Origin of the sequence: Streptomyces atriruber, assembly GCF_001418325.1 — a bacterium.
GTDB classification, from domain to species: Bacteria; Actinomycetota; Actinomycetes; order Streptomycetales; family Streptomycetaceae; genus Streptomyces; species Streptomyces atriruber.
Genome location: NZ_LIPN01000171.1, coordinates 27,564 through 52,647 on the forward strand (window position 1 = coordinate 27,564; position 25,084 = coordinate 52,647).

Here is a 25,084-nt window from a genome sequence, read left to right on the forward strand (position 1 = left end):
TGCCCGAAGGTCCTGCCTGGGCAGGGGGCCTCCGCGCCGCCGGTCACGCAGGCCCCGCACTCGCCTCGCCACCTGCAGCGCTGATCTGGTCGGCGATGCGGCGGAGTGCGACGAGGTCGTGGGCGTTCAGGTGATCGATGAAGTGGCGGCGCACTGATGCAAGGTGCGCCGGGGCGGCACCTTGGAGGGTGGCCAGGCCCTCATCGGTGAGGATCAGCAGACAGCCGCGGCCGTCGTCGGGATCCGGGGCACGCCGGATGAGTCCCCGGGTCTCCATGCGTGTTGCGTGCCGGGACAGGCGGCTGCGCGACCACTGCATCTTCGCGGCCTGCTCACGCAGCGTTCTGGTCGCGTCCGCGTGCTCGGACAGGGTGCTGAGCACCTCGTAGTCGGCCTCGGACAAGCCGAGTTCGGCCAGGTCCTGGCCGATGTGCGCCTGGACTTCGGTCGTCATCCGACGGTAGGCCCGCCAGGCGCGTTCCTCGTCGGCTGTCAGCCAGGAAACGCTGGCCTCCCGCTCCGCGGCGCTCGACTTTTTCGTTGACATGTAACCAATCTACTCTCTACCTTCGTTTCCATGTCAATGAAATCTTTGCGGGTCCTCGTTCTCATCTGCAGCACCCGTCCCAACGCGCTCGGTCCGGCCGTTGGTGCATGGCTCACCAGCACCTTGACGCCGTCCGCACGGGCACTCGGTGTCGAGCTGGCGCCCGTTGCACTCGGGGACCTGCAGTTGCCGTTCCTCGACGAGGAGGAGCATCCAGCGCGTGGCGTTTACCAGCACGAGCACACGCGGCAATGGAGCGAGGCGGTCGCAGCGGCCGACGGCTTCATCGTGGTGACACCGGAGTACAACTACGGGATGCCCGCGACGCTGAAGAACGCGCTTGACTATCTGGGCGGCGAATGGGCTTGGAAGCCTGTGGGGTTCGTCAGCTACGGCAACACCTCGGCCGGCACCCGCGCGGTCCAGCACGCCAAGCAGACAACCAGCACGTTGCGCCTGGTCTCACTGGGCTCGACCGTGGCTCTGCGGATCGCCGACGCTCAGCAGCAGGGGGGTTTCCGGCCTGCTGACCACCACGCCCGGGCAGCTGTGGACATGCTGGAGGAACTGGCACGCGTAGGGCACGCACTGGCTCCGCTCCGTGCACACGACCAGGCGACTCCGGGCCCCCTGCCCGGCTCCTACGTGAAACGCCTGCACCTGGATGACGGGCCGCATGTCACAGTGCTCCAGCGCTGTTGCTGGGTCGATGAGGCGATCGCCAACAACACCCTGGAGCTCCCGGCACTGCACGAGACGCCCGCCCAAGTGCGGCAGTGGCTGGCCGACTGGCACGCCACGGGGCTATGGCATGCCGGACGGCTTCTCGGAATGGTCCGCACGGTCCGCCACGGAAGTGCACTGCGCATCGGGCGCCTTGCCGTGACCCCCGACCTCCGAGGGCGTGGACTGGGGCGGTGGCTCTTGCGCATCGCGGAGACCCGAAGCCAGGGGTGTGACCACATACTGCTGACCACAGGCGCCGACAGCAGCCGCAACCTGGCCTTTTACCGGAAACAGGGCTATGCCCCCCTCCCTGCGACGAACAACGGGGAGATCAGCCTCCGCAAGGACCTCGCCTCCTGAAGGGCCGGCACTCGCCCTGTCGCCAGTCGACGCGATCAACCGCAAGCGCGGCGGCCGATCCGGCGCGATGGGGAGGATCTTTGAACACTCGAACCGCGCAGTCGACTCCGGGGCAAAGAGCACGAGCGCGCCAACACGGTGCTCCATGCCCTGCTCCAGATGGGCCCCGGACCGCACAAGTGCCGTGACATCGCGGTTCGTACGACCATGGACGCCCAGAGAGCCCAACGCGCCCTGCGACACGTGTTCGACGTGCAACTCTGCGACCGGCCGCGCCCCGGATACCGGGAGATCCGCCCCACCTCAGCCGACCTCACCGGTGCGACAGGCCTCGTGTGCCCCGCCACCACTCCCCTGCTCGACGCCGCCATCCTCCTGGAGCAACTGCACAGCCGCACCCCGGCAAGTGGTGTTGCTGCACACACACTCACCCGCCACCGGCGAGCGCCAGTGCATCGCTGCCGCAGGAGCCAACAACCCCGCACTCCGCCGTGACCTGGCCCTCGCCCCCGGTGCCGCCGACCGCCTCCGACGGGCACCCCTCCACTCCGATGCACCCGGCCTGGCCATCCTCGCCGGCCTCGTCGGCCACCAGGCCCCGCTGCGCGCGGACCTGCACCAGATCCGCGCCGCGCAAGCAGCAATAACTCCGTCACCACTGCCCGGCTGGACCCTGGTCTCGGTCCCGCTCAACCAGCTCCCCGGCGCCCACACCGCCTCGGACGCCGAGCCACGCGTCGCCGCCGCCATCAGCGTCCTGACTACGGAGGCCGCGCCTGTGAGCACCGCGCCGAGCTCACCGGGTCAACGGCCGTATCTCTGTGGGTGACAGCCTGCGCGGGGAAGGTCCTCATCGGGTACGCAGTGCAGGTTGGCGGTGTAGTAGTCCTCAGGAGGGTCCATGTACTGCACGCCACTGAAGCCAAGGGCGGACGTCGCCGCCCTCCTCCGCACCGCCGAGCTGGAGCTCACCGAGCGGGCCGTGCTCGACCAAGGGGGATCACCGCGGCCGTTTCCCGAACGGGAACCGCTGCGCCTGGTGTGGCCCAGGTGAAATGTGGCCCAGGCGAAAGAAGCGGCAACAGTACTCTGCCCGCATGGACGGTACAGGTGAGGTGAAGGGTCTTCCCGACTGGCGGGTGCTCGTCGTCGGGGGTGCCTCGGGGATGGGGAAGACCCGTGTCGGACGGGCGTTGGCACGACGGTACGAGGTCCCCGTCGTGGAGGTCGACGACATCGTGGAGGCCCTCCTCGCGGTGACGCTGCCCGAGCACCTGCCGGAGGTCCACTTCTGGCGCACCCACCCGGAGGCCGCCCGCCACACGCCCGAGTCGGTGGTCGAGCGACAGATCGCGATCGCCGAGACGCTGGAGCCGGCGGTCGAGGCGGTGGTGGCCAACCATGTGGGCACCGACACCCCGGTGATCCTGGAAGGCGACTACATCCTGCCCAGGCCGACGACGCCCGAAGGCCCGGTCCGTGCCGTCTTCCTCCACGAGGACGACGAGGGGCAGGTGGCGGCCAACTACCTGCACCGGGAGCCGGAGGCCGGACCGCAGCGCCATCGCGCACGCGTCAGCGTGCTGTACGGCCGGTGGCTCGCCGCGCAAGCGCGGGCGGCCGGCGTGCCGGTCATCCGTCCGCGCCCCTGGGAGGACCTGGCCGACCGCGTCGCCCAGGCGCTGGGGGACGCCTCCACTGACACCGGGGCGCCTGCCCGAACCTCCGCTACCCAGAGCCTTCAAAGGAGCCCGGCGGCGTGATCGCTCTGAAGGCGGCGGTAGCGCCTTCACTCCAGGCCCACCTGCTGCCGGGCCACCACGCACGCTCCAGGCGTGTTCCGGCCCGCGCCTGCCCCCATACGGCCAAGCCGCGAAACCACAGAGCATGGCCACGAAAACAGCACCAACCGCCCGGTCAGCGCGGGGGCAGGCTGGAGCGGCGCACCACCAGTTCGGGCACGAGCACCACGCGCCGGTGCTCGTGCGCCCCGGCGGACCGCTCCTCCGTCTCCTCCAGGAGGAGCTCCGCCGCCATCGCGCCCATGGTGACGGCGGGCTGGCGCACCGAGGTGAGGGGCACGACGGCGGCGGCCGCGAACTCGATGTCGTCGTAACCGACGATCGCGATGTCCTCGGGGACCCGCACCCCCGCCGCGTACATCGCCTGCAGCACGCCGAGTGCGAGCAGGTCGTTGGCGCAGAAGACGGCGGTGGGCCGCTCGGCGAGGCCGAGGACGCGGGCCCCCGCGTCGCGTCCCGCGGCCACGTCGAGGCGTTCGGTGGGCAGCTCCCGCAGCGCCGACGCGCCCAGGCCCGCCTCAGCCAGCGCCTGGCGGGCGCCCTCCCGGCGGTCCCTGACCTGGTTGAGCTCGGGCGGGCCGCTGACGTACGCGATGCTGCGGTGTCCCGCGTCCACGAGGTGGCGGGCGGCGAGCGCCCCGCCCATCACGTCGTCCACGGAGACGGAGCACTCGGTGGCGCCCTCGGCGACCCGGTCGACGAGGACGAACGGGATGCCGTGCCTGCGGAAGGTCTCGATGTTGCGGCCGGTCGCGTCCGCGGGCGTCAGCAGGACGCCCTGAACCCGCTGCTCGGCGAAGAGGGCGAGGTATTCGGCCTCTTCGGAGGGGCTCTGTCCGCTGTTGCACACCATGACGCGGAGCCCGGCCTCGCGCGCGGCCCGTTCGGCGCCTCGCGCGACGTCCACGAAGAAGGGGTTTCCCATGTCGAGGACGAGCAGCGCCATGATGCGGCTGCGTCCCGCACGCAGCTGCCGGGCCGATTCGCTGCGTACGTAGCCGAGCCGGTCGATGACCGAGAGCACCCGGTGGCGGGTCTCTTCGGAGACCATGTCCGGGCGGTTGATGACGTTCGACACGGTGCCCACCGAAACCCCGGCGTGCTTCGCCACGTCCTTGATGCCGACCATGCGTTCCAGGTGCTCCATCCTGCTGTGCGGCCGCTCCCGGCCGTACCGACCAGCGTACTGAGACTTCAGAACCGGTACTGGCCGATGTTCTTCTTGTCGAACACCGTGGGTTCACCGAGGTCCACGACGCCGTCGTCCCCGATCGTGAAGGTGCCGAGGTCGCCCGCCTCGAACTTCTCGCCCTTCCTGCCGGTGATCTGCCCGGAGGACAGCGCGACGGCGGTGTGCGCGGCGAGCGCGCCGAGCTTGGCGGGGTCCCAGAGCTCGAATCCCTCGACCGTGCCGTTCTTCACGTACTGGCGCATATCGTTGGGTGTGCCGAGACCGGTCAGCGTCACCTTGCCCTTGTACTTGGAGCCCGACAGGTACTGGGCGGCCGCCTTGATGCCCACGGTGGTCGGCGAGATGATCCCGGCGAGCCCCGGGTGCTCCTGGAGCAGGCCCTGCGTCTGCTGGAAGGACTGCTGCGCGTCGTCGTTCCCGTAGGCGGTCTTCACCAGCTTCATGTTCTTGTACTTGGGCTTCTTCAGCTCGTCCTTCATGTACCCGATCCAGGTGTTCTGGTTCGCCGCCGTCTGCGCGGCGGACAGGATCGCGATGTCGCCCTTGTAGCCGAGCTGTTCGCCGAGCAGCTGCACCTGGCTGCGGCCGAGGGCCTCCGCGCTCGCCTGGGAGACGAAGACGTGGCGGCAGGCGGGCTTGGTGTCCGAGTCGTACGTCACGACCTTGACGCCGTTCTTCATGGCCTGCTTGAGCGCGGTGCACAGGGCGCCCGGGTCCTGCGCGGAGACGGCCATGGCGTCGACCTGCTGCTGGGTGAGGGTGTTGACGTAACCGACCTGCCCGCTGGTGTCCGTGGCGCTGTTGGGGCCGGTCTCCTTGTACGTCGATCCGAGCTCGTTCAGCGCCTTCTCGCCGCCCTTGTCGGCGACCGTGAAGTACGGGTTGTTGACCTGCTTGGGCAGGAAGGCGACGGTGAGCCCCTGCTTGGTCGCGGCGTTCGGGTCGGCCTTCGCACCCGAGGTCCGCGCGCCGTCTTCCTCCTTGGCCGAGTCCTTGGTGGTGCCTCCGCAGGCGCCGGCGGTGAGGGCGAGCGCGGCGGCGGCGAGGGCGGCGCAGACACGGCGTGCGGCAGGGGTGCGGAGCGCGGGGGACGAGGACATGGTGGATCCCTTTCGGAAGGGGTGTTCAGGGGCTTGGGGCGGGGCGTGCGGTGGCGCGACGTGTCAGGGTGCGGGGGCCGCGGACCGGCGGCCCGCGCGCGCGGTGGTCACCTGCCGTGCCACGCGCGGCGCGAGCACCGACACGACCAGGAGCACGCCCGTGACGACGATCTGGGACTGCGCGGAGACGTTGAGCAGGCTCATGGCGTTCTGCAGCGCACCGAGCAGGAAGACTCCGGCGACGGCGCCGCCGAGGGTGCCCTTGCCGCCGTCGAAGTCGATGCCGCCGAGCAGTACGGCCGCGACGACGGAGAGTTCGAGCCCGGTGGCGTTGTCGTAGCGGGCACTCGCGTAGTGCAGGGCCCAGAAGACCCCGGTGAGGGAGGCCATCAGGCCGGTGGCGACGAACAGCCACAGCTTGTGCCGCTTCACGCGCACCCCGGCGAACCGCGCGGCCTCTTCGTTGGCGCCGATCGCGAAGAGCGAACGCCCGAAGGGGGTGGCGTGCAGGGCGACGACGGCGAGGGCGAGCAGTGCGAGGAAGGGCAGGAACGCGTACGGGACGAAGGTGCCGTCGATGCGCCCCGCGGCGAAGTCGAGGTACTGGGTGGGGAAGTCGGTGACGGCGTCCGACCCGAGGATGATCTGGGCGATGCCCCGGTAGGCGGCCATGGTGCCGATGGTCACGGCGAGGGAGGGCAGTCCGAGCCTGGTCACCAGGAGGCCGTTGACCAGCCCGCAGACGACGCCGAGCAGCAGGCAGAGCGGGATGATCGTCTCGATGGCCATGCCCGCGTTCCACAGGGCCCCCATCACCGCTCCGGAGAGCCCGGCCGTGGAGGCCACGGACAGATCGATCTCTCCGGAGACCACGAGCAGCGTCATGGGCAGGGCGATCAGGGCGATCGGCAGGGTGTTGCCGATGAGGAACGACAGGTTGAGGGCGTTGCCGAAGCCGTCGACGAAGCCGAAGGAGAGCAGCAGCAGGACCACGAGGAGGGTGCCGACGACCCTGTCCCAGCGGACGGCACGCGTGAGCGGGAAGTCAGTCAAGGCGGCCACTCCTTCTGTTCGATCCGGCCCTCTTCTTCAGGGCCCGGGCGACGCGCAGGGCGACGACCCGGTCGACGGCGATGGCGAGGACGAGCAGCACGCCGTTGATGGCGAGCACCCATACGGAACTCACGCCGAGAGCGGGCAGCACGCTGTTGATCGAGGTGAGCAGGAGCGCTCCGAGTGCCGCTCCGTAGACGCTGCCGGAGCCGCCGGTGAAGGCCACGCCGCCGACGACGACGGCGCTGACGACGGTGAGTTCGTAGCCGTTGCCGGTCGCCGAGTCCACGTTGCCGAAGCGGGCGAGGTACAGGGCGCCGGCGAGTCCGGCGAGGGCGCCGCACACGGTGTAGGCGATCAGGATCCGCCTGCGCACCGGGATGCCGGCCAGCCGCGCGGCCTCCGGGTTGGAGCCGAGCGCGTACAGCTCGCGGCCGCCTCCGTAGTGCCGCAGGTAGTACGCCACGGCGACGAGGACGAGGAAGGCGATGAGGGCGAGCCAGGGCACCGCGGAGATCCCTCCGGAGCCGAAGTCGACGTATCCGCCGGGCAGGTCGGACGCGGTGATCTGCCGTGCGCCGACCCAGATCGAGTCGATTCCGCGGATGACGTACAGCGTGCCGAGGGTCACGACGAGCGCGGGCACCTGGCCGAGGCCGACCAGGGCGCCGTTCAGGAGCCCGCAGCCGATGCCGAGGGCGACGGCGAGGACGATCGCGGTGCCCGTCGTGCCGCCGCCCTGGAGGTGGTTTCCGGCGGCGAACGCGCTGATGCCGAGGGTGGATCCGACGGACAGGTCGACGTTGCGGGTGATGACGACGAGGGCCTGGCCGGTGGCGACGAGCACGAGGATGGTCGCGTTCAGGAGCAGGTCCCTGATGCCCTGCTCGGACAGGAACTCGCTGTTGCCCGCCTGGGTGAGCGCGATCATCACCAGGAAGACGAGGAGGATGGCGAGTTCGCGCATCTTGAAGACGCGGTCGACGAGGCGGGTGGCCCCGGCCCTCCGCGGGTCGACGGCGGGTGCGGTGCTCTGTGCGGTCACGGTCGTGCCGGCTTTCTGCGGTGTCCCGGTCATTCCGGCCTCCCGGTGGCCGCCGCCATCACGGATTCCTCCGTCGCGGTGGCGCGCGGGATCTCGGCGGTGAGGCGTCCCTCGTGCATGACGAGGACCCGGTCGGCCATGCCGAGGATCTCGGGCAGGTCGGAGGAGATCATCAGCACCGCGACACCGTCCGCGGCGAGTTCGGAGAGCAGCCGGTGCACCTCGGCCTTGGTGCCGACGTCTATGCCGCGCGTGGGCTCGTCGACGATCAGGACGCGGGGGCCGGTGGCCAGCCACTTGGCGAGAACCACCTTCTGCTGGTTGCCTCCGGAGAGCGTGCCGACGGCGTCGGCGATCCGCGCGTACTTCACCTGCAGCCTGAGCGCCCAGTCCAGGGCGCGACTGCGCTCGGCCCCGCGGTCCATGAGCCCGGCGCGGACGGTGGTGCGCAGTCCGGTCAGGCCGATGTTGCGCTCGATGGACATGTCCATCACCAGGCCCTGGGCGCGCCGGTCCTCGGGGACGAGCGCGAGCCCGGCCGCCATCGCGGCGCTGGGCGCGCCGTTGGGCAGGGCCCTGCCCTGGACCTCGACGGTTCCGGCGTCCCACCGGTCGATGCCGAACACGGCTCTGGCCACCTCGCTGCGGCCTGCTCCGACGAGGCCCGCGAGCCCGACGATCTCCCCGCGCCGGACGTCGAACGACACGTCGGTGAAGACGCCTTCGCGCGTCAGCCGCCGCACGCTCAGCGCCACGTCACCGGCCTGCGTGTGCTGCTTCGGGTAGAGCTCGTCGAGGTCGCGGCCCACCATGCGGCGCACCAGGTCGTCCTCCGTGAGGCCGTCCAGGGGCTCGCTCGCGATCAGCGCGCCGTCGCGCAAGGTCGTGACGCGCTGGCAGAGGGCGAAGATCTCCTCCAGGCGGTGCGAGATGAAGAGCACCGCGGCGCCCTGTTCGCGCAGGGTGCGTACGACTCCGAAGAGGCGGGTCACCTCACTGCCGGTGAGCGCGGCGGTCGGCTCGTCCATGATGAGCACGCGGGCGTCGAAGGACAGTGCCTTGGCGATCTCGACGATCTGCTGGTCGGCGATGGACAGTCCGCGTGCGGGCTGCTCGGGGTCCAGGTCGACGGCGAGGCGCGCGAAGAGCGATCGGGCCGCCGCGTGCACGGCCTTGTGGTCGACGCGGCCCAGGGAGCGGCGTGCGCGGCGTCCCATGAAGATGTTCTCGGCGACCGTCAGGTCGGGGAAGAGCGTCGGCTCCTGGTAGATGACGGCGACCCCGGCGTCGCGGGCGGCGGCGGGGCCCTGGAAGACGACGGGTTCGCCGTCGAGCGAGAGGCTCCCGGTGTCGGGCCGGTGCACGCCGGCGAGGGTCTTGATGAGGGTGGACTTCCCGGCGCCGTTCTCGCCTGCGAGGGCGTGCGCCTCTCCGGCGTGGAGCTCTAGGGAGACGTCCCGGAGGGCGCGTACGGCGCCGAAGGACTTGCTCAGGCCGTGCGCGGCCAGGACGGGGGGCTCTCTCATGGGGCAGCACCGATCGGTGATGAGGGATCGCGGGCGTGAAAGGTTTCAACCAAGTGGCAGGGAAGCTAGACCCGCACCAACTGCACCGTCAATGGGGAGGACTTGAGAAACCTGTAGGGACGTTGATTTTCCTAGGTACGCACGCGAGATCCCGGCACTAACCCTTGACAGGCGGAATCCACGTCCCTAACTTCGCCGTCCGTGAAACGATTCATCCCCGAGTCGTGACGGAGCTCCGTTGTGATCAGCAGAAGACGACTGCTCGGCACCACCGGCACCATCGCCCTGGGCACGGCCGTCGCGGGAACGGTCCCCGCCGCCGCGGCCCCGCCCGGCGGCGAGAGCGCCGCCGGGTCCCTCCGCGTCACCCGGCCCACCGTCGAGTACGCGCGACAGCCGCTGGGCATCGACACACCGCGCCCCAGGCTGAGTTGGCCGCTGGCGTCCGACACGCCCGGCAGCGCCCAGAGCGCCTACCGGATCCGGGTCGCCACCGCCCCGGACCGCCTCGACGACCCCGACGTGTGGGACAGCGGCAAGGTGGACTCCCCCGCCTCGGTGCTCGTCCCGTACGGCGGGCCCGAACTCAAGGCGCGCACCCGCTACTTCTGGTCGGTCCGCGTCTGGGACGCAGCGGGGCGGCCGTCCTCCTGGAGCGCCCCGTCCTGGTGGGAGACCGGTCTCACCTCGGCGTCCGACTGGACGGCGCGCTGGATCGGCGCACCCGCCTCCCTCGTCGACGCCCCCGCGCTGGACGACGCCTCCTGGATCTGGTTCCCCGAAGGAGACCCCGCGAGCAGCGCCCCGGCCGCCACCCGCTGGTTCCGCGGACGCCTCGACGTCCCCGGAGGCGTCACCCGGGCCCGCCTGACCCTCACCGCCGACGACGGGTTCACCGCGTACGTGAACGGCACACGCGTGGCGCACACGGAGGCCGACAGCGCCGCCGACAACTGGCGCCGCCCCGTGGTCGTGGACGTGACCGAGCACCTGCGCCCCGGCGCCGCGGCCGTCGCCGTCTCCGCGACGAACGCCGTGGCAGGGCCCGCCGGACTGCTCGGCCTCCTGGAACTGACCACCGCCGACGGCGTGCGCACCGTCGTCACCGACGCCGCGTGGAAGACCGCCGACAAGGAGCCCTCGGGCGACTGGCGGTCGCCCGGGTACGACGACGGCTCTTGGGCCGCCGCCAAGGTCCTCGCCGCGTGGGGCGCGGGCCCGTGGGGCAAGGTCATCCCGGCCCACTCCCCCGCCGCACAGTTGCGCCGCGTGTTCCGCCTGCCCGGCCGCAAGGTCGCGCGGGCCCGCCTGTACGCGACCGCGCTCGGCCTCTACGAAGCGCACCTCAACGGCCGACGCGTGGGCGAGGACCGCCTCACGCCCGGCTGGACGGACTACCGCAAGCGAGTCCAGTACCAGACGCACGACGTGACGGAACTGGTCGTCTCCGGAGCCAACGCCCTCGGTGTGACGCTCGCGGCCGGCTGGTACGCGGGGAACATCGGCTGGTTCGGCCCGCACCAGTACGGCGAGCGCCCGGCGTTCCTCGCCCAGTTGGAGGTCACGTACACCGACGGGTCGACGGAGCGCGTGCTGTCCGGCCCCGGGTGGCGTGCCACCCTCGGGCCGGTGACCGGCGCGGACCTGATGTCCGGCGAAGAGTACGACGCACGCAAGGAGACCGCGGGCTGGACGCGCGCCGGATTCGACGACTCCGGCTGGGTCGCCGCCGACACCGTGGAGAAGGTGTCCGCCGCGCTCGTCGCCGCCGTCGACGCCCCCACGCGCGTGGACAGGGAAATTCCCGCGCGCAAGGTGACCGAGCCGAAACCGGGGGTCTTCGTCTACGACCTCGGCCAGAACATGGTCGGCGTCGCCCGGCTCACCGTCTCCGGGGGCAAGGCGGGCACGACTGTCCGGCTGCGGCACGCGGAGGTGCTCAATCCCGACGGCACGATCTACACCACCAACCTCCGCACGGCGCGTGCCACCGACACGTACACCCTCAAGGGCGGTGGCAAGGAGACGTACGAACCGCGTTTCACCTTCCACGGATTCCGCTACGTGGAGGTCACCGGCCACCCCGGCAAACCGCCGCTGGACGCGGTCGTCGGGCGGGTGCTCCACACGTCGGCGCCGTTCACCATGGACTTCAGAACGAACGTCCCGATGCTCGACCAGCTGCACAGCAACATCACCTGGGGCCAGCGCGGCAACTTCGTGTCCGTGCCCACGGACACGCCCGCGCGCGACGAGCGGCTCGGCTGGACCGGCGACATCAACGTCTTCGCGCCGACCGCCGCCTACACCATGGAGTCCGCGCGCTTCCTCACCAAATGGCTCGACGACCTGCGCGACGGGCAGTCCGACGACGGCGCCTTCACGGACGTCGCGCCGTTCATCGGTCCGGTCGGCAAGGGCGTCGCGGGCTGGGGCGACGCGGGAGTCACCGTCCCCTGGGCGCTGTACGAGGCCTACGGAGACACCCGCGTCCTTGAGCACGCCTGGGAGTCGATGCTGAAGTGGCTCGACTACCTGGAGAAGCACAGCAACGGCTATCTGCGTCCTGCCGAGGGCTACGGAGACTGGCTGAACGTCCAGGACGAGACCCCCAAGGACGTCATCGGCACGGCGTACTTCGCGCACAGCGCGGACCTCGTCGCGCGGACCGCCGAGGCGCTCGGCAAGGATCCGGCTCCGTACACGGCGCTGTTCCGGAGCGTGCGGGACGCCTTCCGCGCGGCGTACGTCTCGGGCGGCGGCCGTGTGAAGGGCGACACGCAGACCGCCTACGTCCTGGCCCTGTCCATGGACCTGCTGGCCGCCGCCGACCGGGGGCCTGCCGCGGACCGCCTGGTCGAGCTCGTCAAGTCCAAGCAGTGGCACCTGTCCACCGGCTTCCTCGGCACACCGCGCCTGCTGCACGTACTCACCGAGACCGGTCACACCGACGTCGCCTACCGGCTGCTCGTGCAGCGGTCCTTCCCCAGCTGGGGCTACCAGATCGACCGCGGCGCCACCACGATGTGGGAGCGCTGGGACTCCATCAGGCCCGACGGCAGCTTCCAGGACGCGGGCATGAACTCCTTCAACCACTATGCGTACGGCTCCGTGGGCGCATGGATGTACGCGAACATCGCGGGCATCGCCCCGGCCGAGCCGGGCTTCCGCAGGGTCCTCGTCCGGCCCCGCCCGGGCGGCGGCGTCACGGAGGCCGAGGGCCGCTTCGACTCGGTCCGCGGCCCCGTCACCACCCGCTGGACGACGGGCTCCGACGGCTTCCGCCTCACGCTCACGCTGCCCGCCCACACCACGGCCGAGGTGTGGATCCCCGCCGACGGGGCCGCGCAAGTGACCCACGGGCGGGCGAAGTTCCTGCGGATGGAGGACGGCTGCGCCGTCTACTCCGCGGCCTCCGGCACGCACCACTTCTCCACCGACCACTGACCCACTCGAACCACCTTTCGGAAGGGCTGCGCGATGACCGCCGGATCCAGCAAGGACGCCGTGAAAGCGGCACTCACCACCCAGGCCCTGGAGACACCGTCCTGGGCGTACGGAAACTCCGGCACGCGCTTCAAGGTCTTCGCGCAGCCAGGTGTCCCCCGCACACCGCAGGAGAAGCTGGACGACGCCGCCCGCGTGCACGCCCACACGGGCGTGGCGCCGACCGTCGCCCTGCACATCCCCTGGGACCGCGTCGACGACTACGGCGCGCTCGCGGACCACGCCGAGCAGCGCGGGCTGCGCCTCGGCACCATCAACGCCAACGTCTTCCAGGACGACGACTACCGGCTCGGCTCCGTCACCAACCCCGACCCCGCCGTCCGGCGCAAGGCGGTCGCGCACCTCCTGGAGTGCGTCGACATCATGGACGCCACCGGCTCCAAGGACCTCAAGCTCTGGTTCTCGGACGGCACCAACTACCCCGGCCAGGACGATCTGCGCGACCGGCAGGACCGCCTGTCCGAGGCGCTGCGCACGGTCTACGACCGGCTCGGCGACGGCCAGCGGATGCTCCTCGAGTACAAGCTGTTCGAGCCCGCCTTCTACGCCACCGACGTGCCCGACTGGGGCACCGCGTACGCGCACTGCCTCAAGCTGGGCCCCAAGGCGCAGGTCGTCGTGGACACCGGCCATCACGCGCCGGGCACCAACATCGAGTTCATCGTGGCGACGCTGCTGCGCGAGGGCAGGCTCGGCGGGTTCGACTTCAACTCGCGCTTCTACGCGGACGACGACCTGATGGTCGGCGCGGCAGACCCCTTCCAACTCTTCCGGATCATGTACGAGGTGGTGCGCGGCGGCGGCCTCGCCGCGGGCACGCCAGACACGCCGGGCACACCGGGCACGCCAGGCACGTCTGACGCCCCCGGCGCGCCCGGAGTCGCCTTCATGCTCGACCAGTGCCACAACATCGAGGCGAAGATCCCCGCGATCATCCGCTCCGTCATGAACGTTCAGGAGGCCACCGCGAAGGCACTGCTCGTGGACGCGGAAGCCCTGGCCGACGCCCAGCGCCGGGGCGATGTCCTCGCGGCGAACGGGGCGCTGATGGACGCGTACAACACCGACGTGCGGCCCCTACTGGCGGAAGTCAGGGAGGAGTCGGGGCTGGCCCCTGATCCGCTGGGGGCCTATGAGCGGTCAGGCTGGCAGGAGCAGATCGTCGAGGACCGGGTCGGCGGCGTGCAGGCCGGATGGGGGGCATGAGCGGCATGGAGCAGCACACGAGCGTCAGCGAACTGCTGGACCGCGCCCACGCGTTGGGCGCCGACCCGCGCAACACGAACTATGCGGGAGGGAACGCCTCGGCGAAGGGCACCGCACCCGACCCGGTGACGGGCGATCCCGTCGACCTCATGTGGGTCAAGGGGTCCGGCGGCGACCTGGGCACGCTGCGCGAGTCGGGCCTCGCGGTGCTGCGCCTGGACCGGCTCCGCGCCTTGACGGGGGTGTACGCGGGAGTGGAGCACGAGGACGGGATGGTCGCGGCGTTCGACTACTGCCTGCACGGCAAGGGCGGTGCGGCGCCGTCCATCGACACGGCGATGCACGGCCTGGTCGATGCCGCTCACGTCGACCATCTGCACCCGGACAGCGGCATCGCGCTGGCCTGCGCGGCCGACGGCGAGAAGCTGACCGCCGAGTGCTTCGGCGACACCGTGGCATGGGTGCCGTGGCGCCGCCCGGGGTTCCAACTCGGCCTGGACATCGCGGCGGTGCGCCGGGCACGTCCGGAGGCGATCGGCTGCGTCCTGGGCGGGCACGGCATCACGGCGTGGGGAGAGACGTCGGAGGAGTGCGCGCGCAACTCCCTGCACATGATCCGGCGAGCGGAGCGGTTCCTCGCCGAGCGCGGCAAGGAGGAACCCTTCGGCCCGGACCTGCCCGGGTTCGGACCGCTGCCGTCCGTCGAGCGTCATGCGCGGGCGGCCGCACTGGCGCCCGTGATCCGGGGCCTCGCCTCCCAGGACCATCCCCAGGTCGGCCACTTCACTGACTCGGCGCCGGTCCTGGACTTCCTCTCCCGCACCGAGCACCCACGGCTCGCCGCGCTCGGCACCTCCTGCCCCGACCATTTTCTGCGGACGAAGGTCAGGCCGATGGTCCTCGACCTCCCGCCGACGGCTCCGCTGGAGGAGACGATAGGCCGCCTGCGGGAACTGCACGCCGAGTACCGCACGGAGTACGAGGCGTATTACGCCCGGCACGCGGAGCCCGGCACGCCCGCGATGCGCGGCGCCGACCCGGCGATCTTCCTGGTGCCCGGCGTCGGCATGTTCAGCTTCGGCAGGGACAAGCAGACCGCGCGCGTGACGGGCGAGTTCTACGTCAACGCGATCAACGTCATGCGGGGCGCCGAGGCCGTCTCCTCGTACGCCCCGATCGAGGAGTCCGAGAAGTTCCGCATCGAATACTGGGAGCTGGAGGAGGCGAAGCTGCGCCGGATGCCTGCGCCGAAGCCGCTGGCGACCCGGGTGGCCCTTGTGACGGGCGCGGGCAGCGGCATCGGCAGGGCCATAGCGCGCCGTCTCTCCGCCGAGGGCGCCTGTGTGGTCGTCGCCGATCTGAACGCGCAGGGCGCGGCCGCCGTGGCCGAGGAGTTGGGCGGGCGCGACAAGGCGGTCGCCGTCACCGTGGACGTGACGAGTGAGGAGCAGATCGCCGCGGCGTTCGAAGCGGCGTCCCTCGCCTTCGGTGGTGTGGATCTGGTGGTCAACAACGCGGGGATCTCCCTGTCCAAGCCCCTACTGGAGACCACCGCCCACGACTGGGACGTCCAGCACGCCGTGATGGCGCGTGGCTCCTTCCTCGTCTCCCGCGAGGCGGCCCGCATGATGCGGGATCAGGGCTTGGGCGGCGACATCGTGTACATCGCCTCCAAGAACGCGGTGTTCGCGGGCCCGAACAACATCGCCTACTCCGCAGCCAAGGCGGACCAGGCCCATCAAGTGCGCTTGCTGGCAGCCGAGTTGGGCGAGGACGGCATTCGCGTCAATGGGGTAAACCCCGATGGTGTGGTGCGCGGGTCGGGCATCTTCGCCGGAGGCTGGGGCGCGCGGCGTGCGGCGGTGTACGGGGTGCCGGAGGAGAAGCTCGGCGCGTTCTACGCCCAGCGGACCCTCCTCAAGCGGGAGGTCCTCCCGGAGCACGTGGCGAACGCGGTGTTCGCCCTGACGGGCGGGGACCTCGCGCAGACGACGGGGCTGCACATACCGGTGGACGCGGGGGTGGCGGCGGCGTTCCTGCGCTGACCCCGCCTCCGCTGCTCCCCTCTCCTCCCCCTCTTCTGCTACGCCGTCCCTCGGGCTACGCCCCCGACCTCGAGAGCCCTCATGCCCCACACCTCGTCCCCCCGCTTCGCCGCGGTAGACCTGGGCGCGTCCAGCGGGCGCGTCATGGTCGGCCGGGTCGGTCCCGACAGCCTCGACATGGAGGAGGTCCACCGCTTCCCCAACACCCCCGTGCGCACTGGCCCCACGCTGCACTGGGACATCCTCGCGCTGTACGCGGGCGTGCTCGAAGGGCTGCGCGCCGCCGGGCAGGTGGCGTCCGTCGGCATCGACAGCTGGGCGGTCGACTACGGCCTCCTGGATGCCGACGGCGCCCTCCTCGGCAACCCCGTGCACTACCGGGACCGCCGCACGGAGGGCATCGCCGAACAGGTGTGGTCGCGCGTCCCGGCGCCCGAGCTCTATGGCGCGACGGGCCTGCAGTACGCACCGTTCAACACCCTGTTCCAGTTGGTCGCCGCCCGGGGGACCCCGCAGTTCGCCGCGGCGAGGCATGCGGTCCTCGTCCCGGATCTGATCGCCTACTGGCTCACCGGTGATCTCGGGACCGAGCTGACCAACGCGTCCACGACACAGCTCCTCGACCCCCGCACCGGGAAGTGGGCGCACGAGGTCGCGGGGCGCGTCGGGGTCGACCTCGACCTGTTCCCGGCGCTGCGGCGGCCGGGTGATCCGGCGGGGCTGCTGCTGCCGCACGTCCTGGAGGAGACGGGGCTGCGGGGGCCGGTACCGGTCACGGCGGTCGCCTCGCACGACACCGCGTCCGCCGTCGCGGCCGTTCCCGCGGCAGCCGACGCCGACTTCGCATACCTGTGCACCGGCACCTGGTCCCTCGCCGGACTCGAACTGGACGCCCCCGTCCTGACGGAGGAGAGCAGGAAGGCCAACTTCACCAATGAGCTGGGAATCGACGGCACCGTCCGGTACCTGCGCAACATCATGGGTCTGTGGCTACTGCAGGAGTGTCTGCGCGCCTGGCGCCGTCCCGACCCGGTCGGCCTGCTCGCCGCGGCCGCCGACGCCGAACCGCTGCGCTCCGTCGTGGACGCGGGCGCGCCCGAGTTCCTGGCGCCGGGCCGGATGCCGGACCGGATAGCCGAGGCCTGCCGCGCCTTGGGCCAGCCCGCGCCGAGCACTCCCGCCGAGACGACGCGCTGCGTCCTGGACTCCCTGGCGCTCGCGCACCGCCGGGCCGTCGAGGACGCCCAGCGGCTGGCCGGACGGTCGGTCGACGCCGTGCACCTGGTCGGCGGCGGCGCCCGCAACGCACTGCTGTGCCAACTGACCGCGGACGCCTGCGGGCTGCCGCTCCTGGCGGGCCCGGCGGAGGCCTCCGCCCTCGGCAACATCCTGGTGCAGGCCCGCGCCCACGGCCTCCTGGCCGACCGCGCCGAGGCACGTGCCCTGGTGGCCCGCACCCAGGCGCCGACGCGGTACGAGCCCCGTGGCGGCTCCGCCCGCTGGCGGGCCGCCGAGGAGCGCCTCATAGGACGTGACCGCCGATGATTCCCCCGCGGTCCGTGCCCGCGTACGCTGCATCCATCCGATGACCGAGTAGGAGGAACCCGCGATGCGTGTCGCCCTGTTTCTGACGTGTGTCAACGACACGCTGTATCCGGAGACGGGTCGGGCAGTGGTGAAACTACTGACCAGGCTGGGAGTTGACGTCGACTTCCCGATGGCGCAGACCTGTTGCGGGCAGGCCCACTACAACACCGGTTACCGCCATCAGGCCGAGCCCTTGGCCCGCCATTTCTCCGATGTCTTCGGGTCGGACGCGTACGACGCGGTCGTGACGCCGTCGGGGTCGTGCGGGGCGATGGTGCGGGAGCTGTACCCACGGCTGGGCGAGCGGGCCCGTGCCGAGGGCCGCGGCGACGGCCTCGCGCGCACGGTGGCCCCTGTGGTGCCGAAGACGTACGAACTCACGGAGTTCCTGGTGGACGTCCTCGGTGTCACCGATGTGGGCGCGTACTACCCGCACAAGGTGACGTACCACCCGACCTGCCACGGTCTGCGTGCTCTGGGGCTCGCCGACCGGCCCACCCGGCTCCTCCGGGCGGTCAAGGGGCTGGAGCTCGTCGAGTTGCCCGGGGCCGAGGAGTGCTGCGGTTTCGGCGGCACCTTCGCCGTGAAGAACTCCGATGTCTCTGCCGCGATGGGCGCCGACAAGGTGCGCCACGCCGAGTCGACCGGGGCCGAGGTGCTGTGCGCGGCGGACAACTCCTGCCTGATGCACATCGGCGGCACGATGACGCGGTTGCGCACGGCGGTGCGTCCCGTCCACATCGCGGAGATCCTGGCCAGTACGGAAGAGGAGCCCCTTTCATGAGCGGCGGGACCTTCGTCGGCATGCCCGCTTTCCCCGCGGCCGCGCGGGAAGCGGTCGGCGACACGACCCTGCGGGCCAACCTGCGGCACGCCACCCACACCATCCGCGACAAGCGTGCGCGTGCCGTCGCCGAGCTGTCCGACTGGGACCGGCTGCGCGAGGCGGGCAAGCGCATCAAGGACCACACGCTGCGCCACCTCGACCGCTACCTCGTGCAGTTGGAGGAGTCCGTCCAGCGGGCAGGTGGCACCGTGCACTGGGCGGCCGACGCCGACGAGGCGAACCGCATCGTCGCGGAGCTGGTGAAGGCCACCGGCGAGACGGAGGTCGTCAAGGTCAAGTCGATGGCCACCCAGGAGATCGGCCTCAACGAAGCCCTTGAGGCGGAGGGCATCCGCGCCTACGAGACCGACCTCGCCGAGCTCATCGTGCAGCTCGGCCGGGACCGCCCCTCGCACATCCTGGTGCCCGCCATCCACCGCAACCGCGGCGAGATCCGTGACATCTTCCGCGAGGAGATGGCCGGTTGGGGCCGCCCGGCACCGGACGGGCTGACCGACACTCCGGCCGAGCTCGCCGAGGCGGCGCGGCTGCACCTGCGGGAGAAGTTCCTGCGCGCCAAGGTCGGCATCTCCGGGGCGAACTTCATGGTCGCCGAGACCGGCACGATGGTCGTCGTGGAGTCGGAGGGCAACGGCCGGATGTGCCTCACCCTGCCCGAGACGCTGATCTCCGTCGTCGGCATCGAGAAGATCGTTCCCGGCTGGCGCGACCTGGAGGTGTTCCTGCAGACGCTCCCCCGCTCCTCGACGGCCGAGCGCATGAATCCCTACACGTCGATGTGGACCGGCACGACCGACTCCGAGACGGCTGACGGCCCGAGCACCTTCCACCTCGTCCTGCTCGACAACGGCCGCACCGACACACTCGCCGACGAGGTGGGCCGCCAGGCCCTGCGCTGCATCCGCTGCTCGGCGTGCCTCAACGTCTGCCCGGTGTACGAGCGGGCGGGCGGGCATGCGTACGGCTCGGTGTATCCGGGGCCGATCGGCGCGATCCTCAGCCCCCAGCTCCGCGGCACCGGCAGCGAGATCGACGCCTCCCTGCCGTACGCGTCCTCGCTCTGCGGGGCCTGCTACGAGGTGTGCCCGGTCGCCATCGACATTCCCGAGGTCCTGGTGCACCTGCGGGAGCGGGTCGTGCAGGGCGGCGAGGCGACACGGGGCGGCAACAGGGTGACGCTGAAGCCCGCGAAGGGGCATGCGGCGGAGCGGGCGGCGATGCGCGCGGCGGGCCTGGCGTTCGCCCGTCCGGGTGCGCTCCGCGCGGGCCAGCGCCTGGCGTCGCGGACCCGGCGGCTCCATCCGCGCACGCTCCCCGGGCCGGGCCGGGCGTGGAGCGCGACCCGGGATCTGCCGAAGGTGCCCGCGGAGCCGTTCCGCGACTGGTGGCAGCGCACCCAGGGCGGCAGCGGCGGCGGTACGACGGAGGGGAGCGACCAGTGAGCGGCAGGGACCGGATCCTGGGCCGGGTGCGGCGGGCACTCGCCGACGTGCCGGCCGACGACCCCGCGTACGAGGCGGCGGTGGACCGCGGATACGCGCGCGAGCACGGCGGGCGCTCCATGGCGGAGACCGTCGAGCTGCTCGCGGAGAACCTCGCGGACTACCGCGCGATCGTGCACCGCTGCACGGCGGCGGAGGTACCGGATCTGCTGATGCGCCTGTACGCGCGGCGCGGCTCCGAGACCGTGCTGGTGCCGCCGGGGCTGCCCCCGCACTGGCTGGCGGCCACCGACCCCGTGCGGATCCAGGACCGCGCGGCGAGCACCCCGGACGAGCTGGACCGGGTCGACAGCGTCATCACGGGCTGCGCCCTCGCCATCGCCGAGACCGGCACGATCGTGCTGGACGGCTCCCCGGACCAGGGCCGCCGTCGCATCACCCTGGTGCCGGACCACCACATCTGTGTCGTACGGGTGCCCGACCAGGTGGTCGCCTCGGTGCCGTTGGCCCTCGAACGGCTCGCTCCGGCCCGGCCGCTGACCTGGATCTCGGGACCGTCCGCGACCAGCGACATCGAGCTGGACCGGGTCGAGGGGGTGCACGGCCCGCGCACCCTGGAGGTGGTGCTGATGAGCGGTGAGTGACGGGCGCGGCTAGCGTGAGGACATGATCCGGTTCGAGCAGGTGACCAAGCGCTACCCGGACGGCACCACGGCCGTGGACGACCTCTCCTTCGAGGTCGCCGAGGGCGAACTGGTCACGCTCGTCGGCCCCTCCGGCTGCGGCAAGACCACCACGATGATGATGGTGAACCGGCTCATCGAGCCCACGTCGGGGCGCATCTTCGTGAACGGGGAGAACATCGCCGACGTCGACCCGGTGCGCCTGCGCCGCCGCATCGGCTATGTCATCCAGCAGGTCGGCCTCTTCCCGCACCGCACGATCCTCGACAACACGGCGACCGTCCCGGCCCTGGTCGGCTGGAAGAAGGCGAAGGCGCGGGCGCGGGCCGCGGAGCTGCTCGAGCTGGTGGGCCTGGACCCGAAGACGTACGGCTCCCGCTACCCCGAACAGCTCTCGGGCGGTCAGCGCCAGCGCGTGGGCGTGGCGAGGGCGCTGGCAGCGGACCCGCCGGTGCTCCTGATGGACGAGCCGTTCGGCGCCGTCGACCCGGTGGTGCGCGAGCAGTTGCAGGACGAGTTCCTGCGGATGCAGGCCGCCGTCCGCAAGACGGTGCTCCTGGTCACGCACGACATCGAGGAGGCGGTCCGGCTCGGTGACCGCATCGCGGTGTACGGCCAGGGGCGCATCGAGCAGTTCGACACTCCGGGGGCGGTGCTCGGGGCGCCGGAGACGCCGTACGTCGCCGAGTTCGTGGGCGCCGACCGCGGGCTCAAGCGGCTCTCCGTGACCGAGATCCAGACCGACGACCTGGAGGAACCGCCGATCGCCCGGCTCGACGAGCCCGCCACGCAGGCCGCGGCCCGGCTGCGCGAGGAGGAGGCGCGGTGGGCCGTCGTCCTGGACACGGACGGCGATCTGCACGGCTGGGTGGGCCTCGACGAGCTGTCGCTGGCCGGGACCGGCGGCACGGTCGGCGACCTGGCGCACCGCATGAACTCCTGGGTGCCGGTCGGCGCCCCGCTCAAGCAGGCCTTCGGCGTGATGCTCCAGCACGACGCGGGCTGGGTCGCGGTGCTTGACGGGGCGCGCTTCCTCGGCGTCCTGACCCCGGCGAAGCTGCACGAGGCGCTGCGCCGCTCGGTGGACGCGGACGCGCAGGGCGTGGCGAGGGACCAGGTGGAGTTCGACTCGGTGGCCGACGCGTAGACGCTGCGCTGGTCGGGCGGTTTTTCGGCTGCGGGACTGGGGGCTGGTCGCGCAGTTCCCCGCGCCCCTAGCGGGGCGCTAGAGCAAGCCCTTCTTCTCCAGATACGTTCGCGCCACGTCCTGCGGCAGCCGTCGCCAGCTGTCGACCTGTTCGTTCATCGATGCCAGGTCCGCCGTCGTGAGCACGGGACCAAGGCGCCCCAGGGCGGCAGCGACGCCCTCGCTGCCCGCCCGGGAGCGGTTGACCACGGGCACGAGGTAGTCGGCGTTCTGCAGCTTCTTGTCGTCCTTGAGCAGCACCAGGCCGAAGTCGTCGAGGGTCGCGTCCGTCGACGTGGTGAGCACCATCTGGTCCTGGCCGCCCTGTACGGCCTTCTTGGCCTGGGTCGTGCCGACGCCCTTGGGGTCGACTCCGGTGATGTCGATGCCGTACACCTTCTTCAGCCCCGGGGCGCAGTAGGGGCGCTGTACGCATTCGTCGCCCGCGGCGAGCCGCACCTTCAGGCCCGATCGGCCGAGGTCGCTGAGGGTCTTGAGCTTGTGCCGCTCGGCGTACGAGGCGGCGACGGCGAAGGCGTTCTGGTCGACGGCCCTGCCGGGGTCGAGGACGGTGAGGCCGCGCGGGGCGGCGAGGCGGCGCAGGGCCTTCATGGTCGCGTCGAGGTCGGGCGAGCCGACGGGCTTCGCGTCGGCACCGTTCTTCTTGGCGTTGAGCCAGTCCGCGAAGGTCGCCGCGTACTCGGGGACGACGTCGATCTGGCCGGACTCCAGGGCGGGTTCGTACAGCTCGCGGTTGGCGACGGACAGGATGCGCGTGCTGTACCCCGCCTTGTTCAGGAGCAGCGTGTACATCTGGGCGAGCAGGTCCGACTCCGTGAAACCCGCGGAGCCCACGACCAGGCTCTTGCTGTCGCCCGGGGGCGCGGTGACCTCGCCCTGGGTCTCCAGCGAAGGGCCGGTCGCGCAGCCGCTCACAAGGGCGAGGACGGCGGCCGCGAGCCCGGTGCGCCGCCTCATCCGGCACTCCCCCGCCCCCGCGCCCACCCGGGCGCGAGCCGTTCGGCCACCTCGAAGACGCCCTCGACGAGCAGCGCGAAGACGGCGACGAGGACGGCACCGGCCACCACCTGCGGGGTGCTCGCCAGATTGAAGCCCGCCGTGATGATCCGGCCGAGCCCGCCGCCGCCCGCGAGCGCGGCGATGGTGGCGGTGGCGACGAGCTGTACGGCGGCGATGCGGACGCCGCTGAGCACCAGCGGCAGCGCGAGCGGCAGCTCGACCCGCCACAGCATCTGGCGGCCGGTCATCCCCATGCCGCGCGCGGCCTGCACGATGCTGCGGTCGACGCCGCGCATGCCCACGTACGCGTTGGTGAGCAGCGGCGGTACGGCGAACAGCACGAGCGCGACGACGGTCGGGCCCTCGCCCCACGTGCCGAGGGGCGTGAGGAGCAGCAGCACGAGGACCGCGAAGGTCGGCACGGCGCGTCCGACGTTGGAGATGTTCACGGCGAGCGTGCCGCCCCTGCCGAGGTGACCGAGGACCAGCGCGATCGGCAGCGCGATGAGGCAGCTGAGCAGCAGACAGACGACGGTGAGGACGAGGTGCTGGGTGAGCCGGTGCCAGATGCCGTCGTCACCGGCCCAGTGCGCCGAGTCGGTGAGCCATGCCCAGGCGTCGCCGAGTGTCTTCATGGGCGGACCGCCCTCGCCGCTCGTTCCCAGGGGGTGAGGACGCGTTGCACGCCGAGCAGCAGCAGATCCGCCGCGACGGCGATGACGACGCACAGCACGGAGGCGGTGAGCACCTGCGCCTTGAAGTAGGTGTTCATGCCGGTGTAGATGAGGTTGCCGAGTCCGCCGAAGCCGACGATCGCGCCGATGGTGACGAGGGAGACTGCGGAGACCGTGGCGATGCGCAGCCCGGCCATGGCCGCGGGCAGCGCGAGCGGCAGTTCGACGGTGAGCAGGAGCCGGATCGGCCCGTAGCCCATGCCGCGGGCGGCCTGTCGGGTGTCCTCGGGAACGGCCCGCAGCCCGGCCAGGATGTTCCGCACGAGCAGGGTGAGGGAGTAGAGGACGAGGCCCGCGACGACGAGCGAGGCGGAGAGTCCGTAGACCGGGAGCAGCAGCGAGAACATCGCGAGTGAGGGGATGGTGTACAGGATGGTCGTGAGCGCGAGGACCGGTCCCGCGGCCCATCCCCAGCGGCGGGCGAGCACGGCGAGCGGCACCGCGACGACGAGCGCGATCAGGACCGAGAGCGACGTCAGCTGCAGGTGCTGGACGACCGCGTCGAGCAGGATCTGGCGGCGGGTGCTCAGGTACTCGCCGCAGATCCACTCGTTGCGCGCGAGGCAGTCGTCGGGAGGCGCGGTCACCCGTTCATTCAAGGCGGGACGGCGGGCAGACGGCGCGTTCTGGTGACCCGTACGGGTCCGACCCCGAGATGTCCCCCATCTGCCCCTGATATGTGTCAGGAATCTTTGACACGTACTCGACGCACGTGTCAGCGTTTCTTGACAGGCACCAAGGAGAAACCCCGATGACCGAGGAACCGGTTCCGGAGCCGACGGGCGACGAGCTCCTGAAGGCGCTCACCGCCCTGGGCAATCCGCACCGCATGCGGATCGTCGCGGCGCTCACCGAGCGCCGCAACTACGTCAGCGCGCTGGCCCGCGAGATCGGCATGGGCCGACCGCTGCTGCACATGCATCTGAAACTGCTCGAGGGGGCCGGGCTGGTCATCGGTTCGCTCGAAGTGAGCGAGGACGGAAAGAACGTGAAGTACTTCGAAGTGGCGCCGTTCTTCTACGAGTTGACGCCACAGCTCGTCCATCGGGCGGTTCGGAGCCTCACGGACACCCGGGAGAAATCCGTGGAGAGCGCGAAAGCGGAGACCGCGAAAGAGGAAGCGAAGTGAACGGACAACTGGTGACGCTCGCCGACGGCGACGTGAGCGACTGGGTCGGGGCGGTCGGCGCGGCCGGGTTCTTCCTGCTGCTGACCGTCATCGTCTGGCAGGTCGCGGCCACCTGGCGCGCCAGGATGCTGGCGGCCCGCGAGGAGCAGTACAAGACGCTCGCGGCGAGATACGCGCAACTGCTGGAGGACAACGTCGAGCTGCACCGGCGCTCCCTGGAGGAGCTGCAGCAGACCCGCGAGGAGCTGGCGAAGACCCGGCACTCGGTCGGCGCGATGGAGAAGATGATGCGTGAGATCGAATAGGCCGGGCCCGCCCGATGCGGTGCGGCCGGGAGCTGCAACTCC

At 71.2% G+C, this 25,084-nt stretch carries 23 protein-coding genes; 14 read left to right on the forward strand and 9 right to left on the reverse strand.

Annotated elements, in window-relative coordinates; translation table 11 throughout:
* Positions 1–43: 43 nt before the first annotated feature.
* The gene (locus tag AOK03_RS19395; protein WP_055566562.1) at positions 44–547 is read right to left on the reverse strand and encodes a MarR family winged helix-turn-helix transcriptional regulator; all 504 of its coding nucleotides are present in this window, start codon (positions 545–547) and stop codon (positions 44–46) included.
* A gap of 30 nt (positions 548–577) precedes the next feature.
* Here AOK03_RS19395 and AOK03_RS19400 point away from each other — a divergent pair, with 30 nt between their 5' ends.
* The 4 genes from AOK03_RS19400 to AOK03_RS19410 all read left to right on the forward strand — a co-directional run bounded on the left by AOK03_RS19400 (position 578) and on the right by AOK03_RS19410 (position 3,396).
* Complete coding sequence (locus tag AOK03_RS19400; RefSeq protein WP_055566563.1) at positions 578–1,633, forward strand: bifunctional NAD(P)H-dependent oxidoreductase/GNAT family N-acetyltransferase; 1,056 nt, start codon at positions 578–580, stop codon at positions 1,631–1,633.
* 409 nt (positions 1,634–2,042) lie between these two features.
* Positions 2,043–2,462, forward strand: a complete 420-nt coding sequence (locus AOK03_RS42655) for a hypothetical protein (RefSeq protein ID WP_157869001.1) — start codon at positions 2,043–2,045, stop codon at positions 2,460–2,462.
* 72 nt (positions 2,463–2,534) lie between these two features.
* On the forward strand, positions 2,535–2,687 hold the full coding sequence (locus AOK03_RS42660; protein ID WP_157869002.1) for a hypothetical protein: 153 nt from the start codon (positions 2,535–2,537) through the stop codon (positions 2,685–2,687).
* Between the two features lie 43 nt (positions 2,688–2,730).
* Positions 2,731–3,396 carry a hypothetical protein gene (locus tag AOK03_RS19410; RefSeq protein WP_244177669.1) on the forward strand — a complete coding sequence of 222 codons (666 nt, stop codon included), beginning with the start codon at positions 2,731–2,733 and terminating at the stop codon, positions 3,394–3,396.
* A 154-nt stretch (positions 3,397–3,550) separates the two neighbouring features.
* Here the strand turns inward: AOK03_RS19410 and AOK03_RS19415 are convergent, their stop codons facing one another.
* The 5 genes from AOK03_RS19415 to AOK03_RS19435 form a co-directional block, all read right to left on the reverse strand.
* Positions 3,551–4,573, reverse strand: a complete 1,023-nt coding sequence (locus tag AOK03_RS19415) for a LacI family DNA-binding transcriptional regulator (protein ID WP_055566597.1) — start codon at positions 4,571–4,573, stop codon at positions 3,551–3,553.
* A gap of 56 nt (positions 4,574–4,629) precedes the next feature.
* Complete coding sequence (gene rhaS, locus AOK03_RS19420; RefSeq protein ID WP_055566565.1) at positions 4,630–5,727, reverse strand: rhamnose ABC transporter substrate-binding protein; 1,098 nt, start codon at positions 5,725–5,727, stop codon at positions 4,630–4,632.
* Between the two features lie 63 nt (positions 5,728–5,790).
* Positions 5,791–6,780 (reverse strand): ABC transporter permease, encoded by a 990-nt coding sequence (locus tag AOK03_RS19425; RefSeq protein WP_055566566.1) that lies wholly within the window; start codon positions 6,778–6,780, stop codon positions 5,791–5,793.
* A complete protein-coding gene (locus AOK03_RS19430; RefSeq protein WP_055566567.1) occupies positions 6,773–7,858 on the reverse strand; it encodes an ABC transporter permease in 1,086 nt (361 codons plus the stop codon). Before AOK03_RS19430 ends, AOK03_RS19425 begins: the two co-directional genes overlap by 8 nt.
* Positions 7,855–9,351: a sugar ABC transporter ATP-binding protein gene (locus tag AOK03_RS19435; protein ID WP_055566568.1), complete on the reverse strand. Its 1,497-nt coding sequence runs from the start codon at positions 9,349–9,351 to the stop codon at positions 7,855–7,857. Before AOK03_RS19435 ends, AOK03_RS19430 begins: the two co-directional genes overlap by 4 nt.
* A gap of 240 nt (positions 9,352–9,591) precedes the next feature.
* Between AOK03_RS19435 and AOK03_RS19440 the strand changes: the two genes are divergently transcribed.
* The 8 genes from AOK03_RS19440 (at position 9,592) to AOK03_RS19475 (ending at position 21,815) form a co-directional block, all read left to right on the forward strand.
* On the forward strand, positions 9,592–12,798 hold the full coding sequence (locus tag AOK03_RS19440; protein WP_055566569.1) for an alpha-L-rhamnosidase: 3,207 nt from the start codon (positions 9,592–9,594) through the stop codon (positions 12,796–12,798).
* A gap of 33 nt (positions 12,799–12,831) precedes the next feature.
* Positions 12,832–14,064, forward strand: coding sequence for an L-rhamnose isomerase (gene rhaI, locus AOK03_RS19445; RefSeq protein ID WP_055566570.1), 1,233 nt, complete (start codon positions 12,832–12,834; stop codon positions 14,062–14,064).
* A 5-nt stretch (positions 14,065–14,069) separates the two neighbouring features.
* Positions 14,070–16,109, forward strand: coding sequence for a bifunctional rhamnulose-1-phosphate aldolase/short-chain dehydrogenase (locus AOK03_RS19450; protein WP_055566571.1), 2,040 nt, complete (start codon positions 14,070–14,072; stop codon positions 16,107–16,109).
* A gap of 81 nt (positions 16,110–16,190) precedes the next feature.
* Positions 16,191–17,654, forward strand: coding sequence for a rhamnulokinase (locus AOK03_RS19455; RefSeq protein WP_055566572.1), 1,464 nt, complete (start codon positions 16,191–16,193; stop codon positions 17,652–17,654).
* Positions 17,655–17,718: 64 nt separating this feature from the next.
* Positions 17,719–18,480, forward strand: coding sequence for a (Fe-S)-binding protein (locus AOK03_RS19460; RefSeq protein ID WP_055566573.1), 762 nt, complete (start codon positions 17,719–17,721; stop codon positions 18,478–18,480).
* Positions 18,477–19,985, forward strand: a complete 1,509-nt coding sequence (locus AOK03_RS19465; RefSeq protein WP_055566574.1) for a LutB/LldF family L-lactate oxidation iron-sulfur protein — start codon at positions 18,477–18,479, stop codon at positions 19,983–19,985. The genes AOK03_RS19460 and AOK03_RS19465 overlap by 4 nt, the downstream gene beginning before the upstream one ends.
* A complete protein-coding gene (locus tag AOK03_RS19470; protein WP_055566575.1) occupies positions 19,982–20,629 on the forward strand; it encodes a LutC/YkgG family protein in 648 nt (215 codons plus the stop codon). The genes AOK03_RS19465 and AOK03_RS19470 overlap by 4 nt, the downstream gene beginning before the upstream one ends.
* A 22-nt stretch (positions 20,630–20,651) precedes the next feature.
* On the forward strand, positions 20,652–21,815 hold the full coding sequence (locus AOK03_RS19475) for an ABC transporter ATP-binding protein (protein WP_055566576.1): 1,164 nt from the start codon (positions 20,652–20,654) through the stop codon (positions 21,813–21,815).
* 78 nt (positions 21,816–21,893) lie between these two features.
* Here AOK03_RS19475 and AOK03_RS19480 read toward each other — a convergent pair whose 3' ends face one another.
* Genes AOK03_RS19480 through AOK03_RS19490 form a run of 3 tightly spaced genes read right to left on the reverse strand, consistent with a single transcriptional unit; the run spans position 21,894 to position 24,195 of the window.
* The gene (locus AOK03_RS19480) at positions 21,894–22,832 is read right to left on the reverse strand and encodes an ABC transporter substrate-binding protein (protein ID WP_055566577.1); all 939 of its coding nucleotides are present in this window, start codon (positions 22,830–22,832) and stop codon (positions 21,894–21,896) included.
* The gene (locus AOK03_RS19485) at positions 22,829–23,509 is read right to left on the reverse strand and encodes an ABC transporter permease (RefSeq protein WP_055566578.1); all 681 of its coding nucleotides are present in this window, start codon (positions 23,507–23,509) and stop codon (positions 22,829–22,831) included. Before AOK03_RS19485 ends, AOK03_RS19480 begins: the two co-directional genes overlap by 4 nt.
* Positions 23,506–24,195 carry an ABC transporter permease gene (locus AOK03_RS19490; protein ID WP_055566579.1) on the reverse strand — a complete coding sequence of 230 codons (690 nt, stop codon included), beginning with the start codon at positions 24,193–24,195 and terminating at the stop codon, positions 23,506–23,508. The genes AOK03_RS19485 and AOK03_RS19490 overlap by 4 nt, the downstream gene beginning before the upstream one ends.
* A 164-nt stretch (positions 24,196–24,359) precedes the next feature.
* On the opposite strand from AOK03_RS19490, the gene AOK03_RS19495 reads away from it, so the two are divergent.
* Both AOK03_RS19495 and AOK03_RS19500 read left to right on the forward strand, forming a co-directional pair.
* Positions 24,360–24,737, forward strand: coding sequence for an ArsR/SmtB family transcription factor (locus AOK03_RS19495; protein ID WP_055566580.1), 378 nt, complete (start codon positions 24,360–24,362; stop codon positions 24,735–24,737).
* Positions 24,734–25,042, forward strand: coding sequence for a hypothetical protein (locus tag AOK03_RS19500; RefSeq protein ID WP_055566581.1), 309 nt, complete (start codon positions 24,734–24,736; stop codon positions 25,040–25,042). Before AOK03_RS19495 ends, AOK03_RS19500 begins: the two co-directional genes overlap by 4 nt.
* Positions 25,043–25,084: the final 42 nt, after the last annotated feature.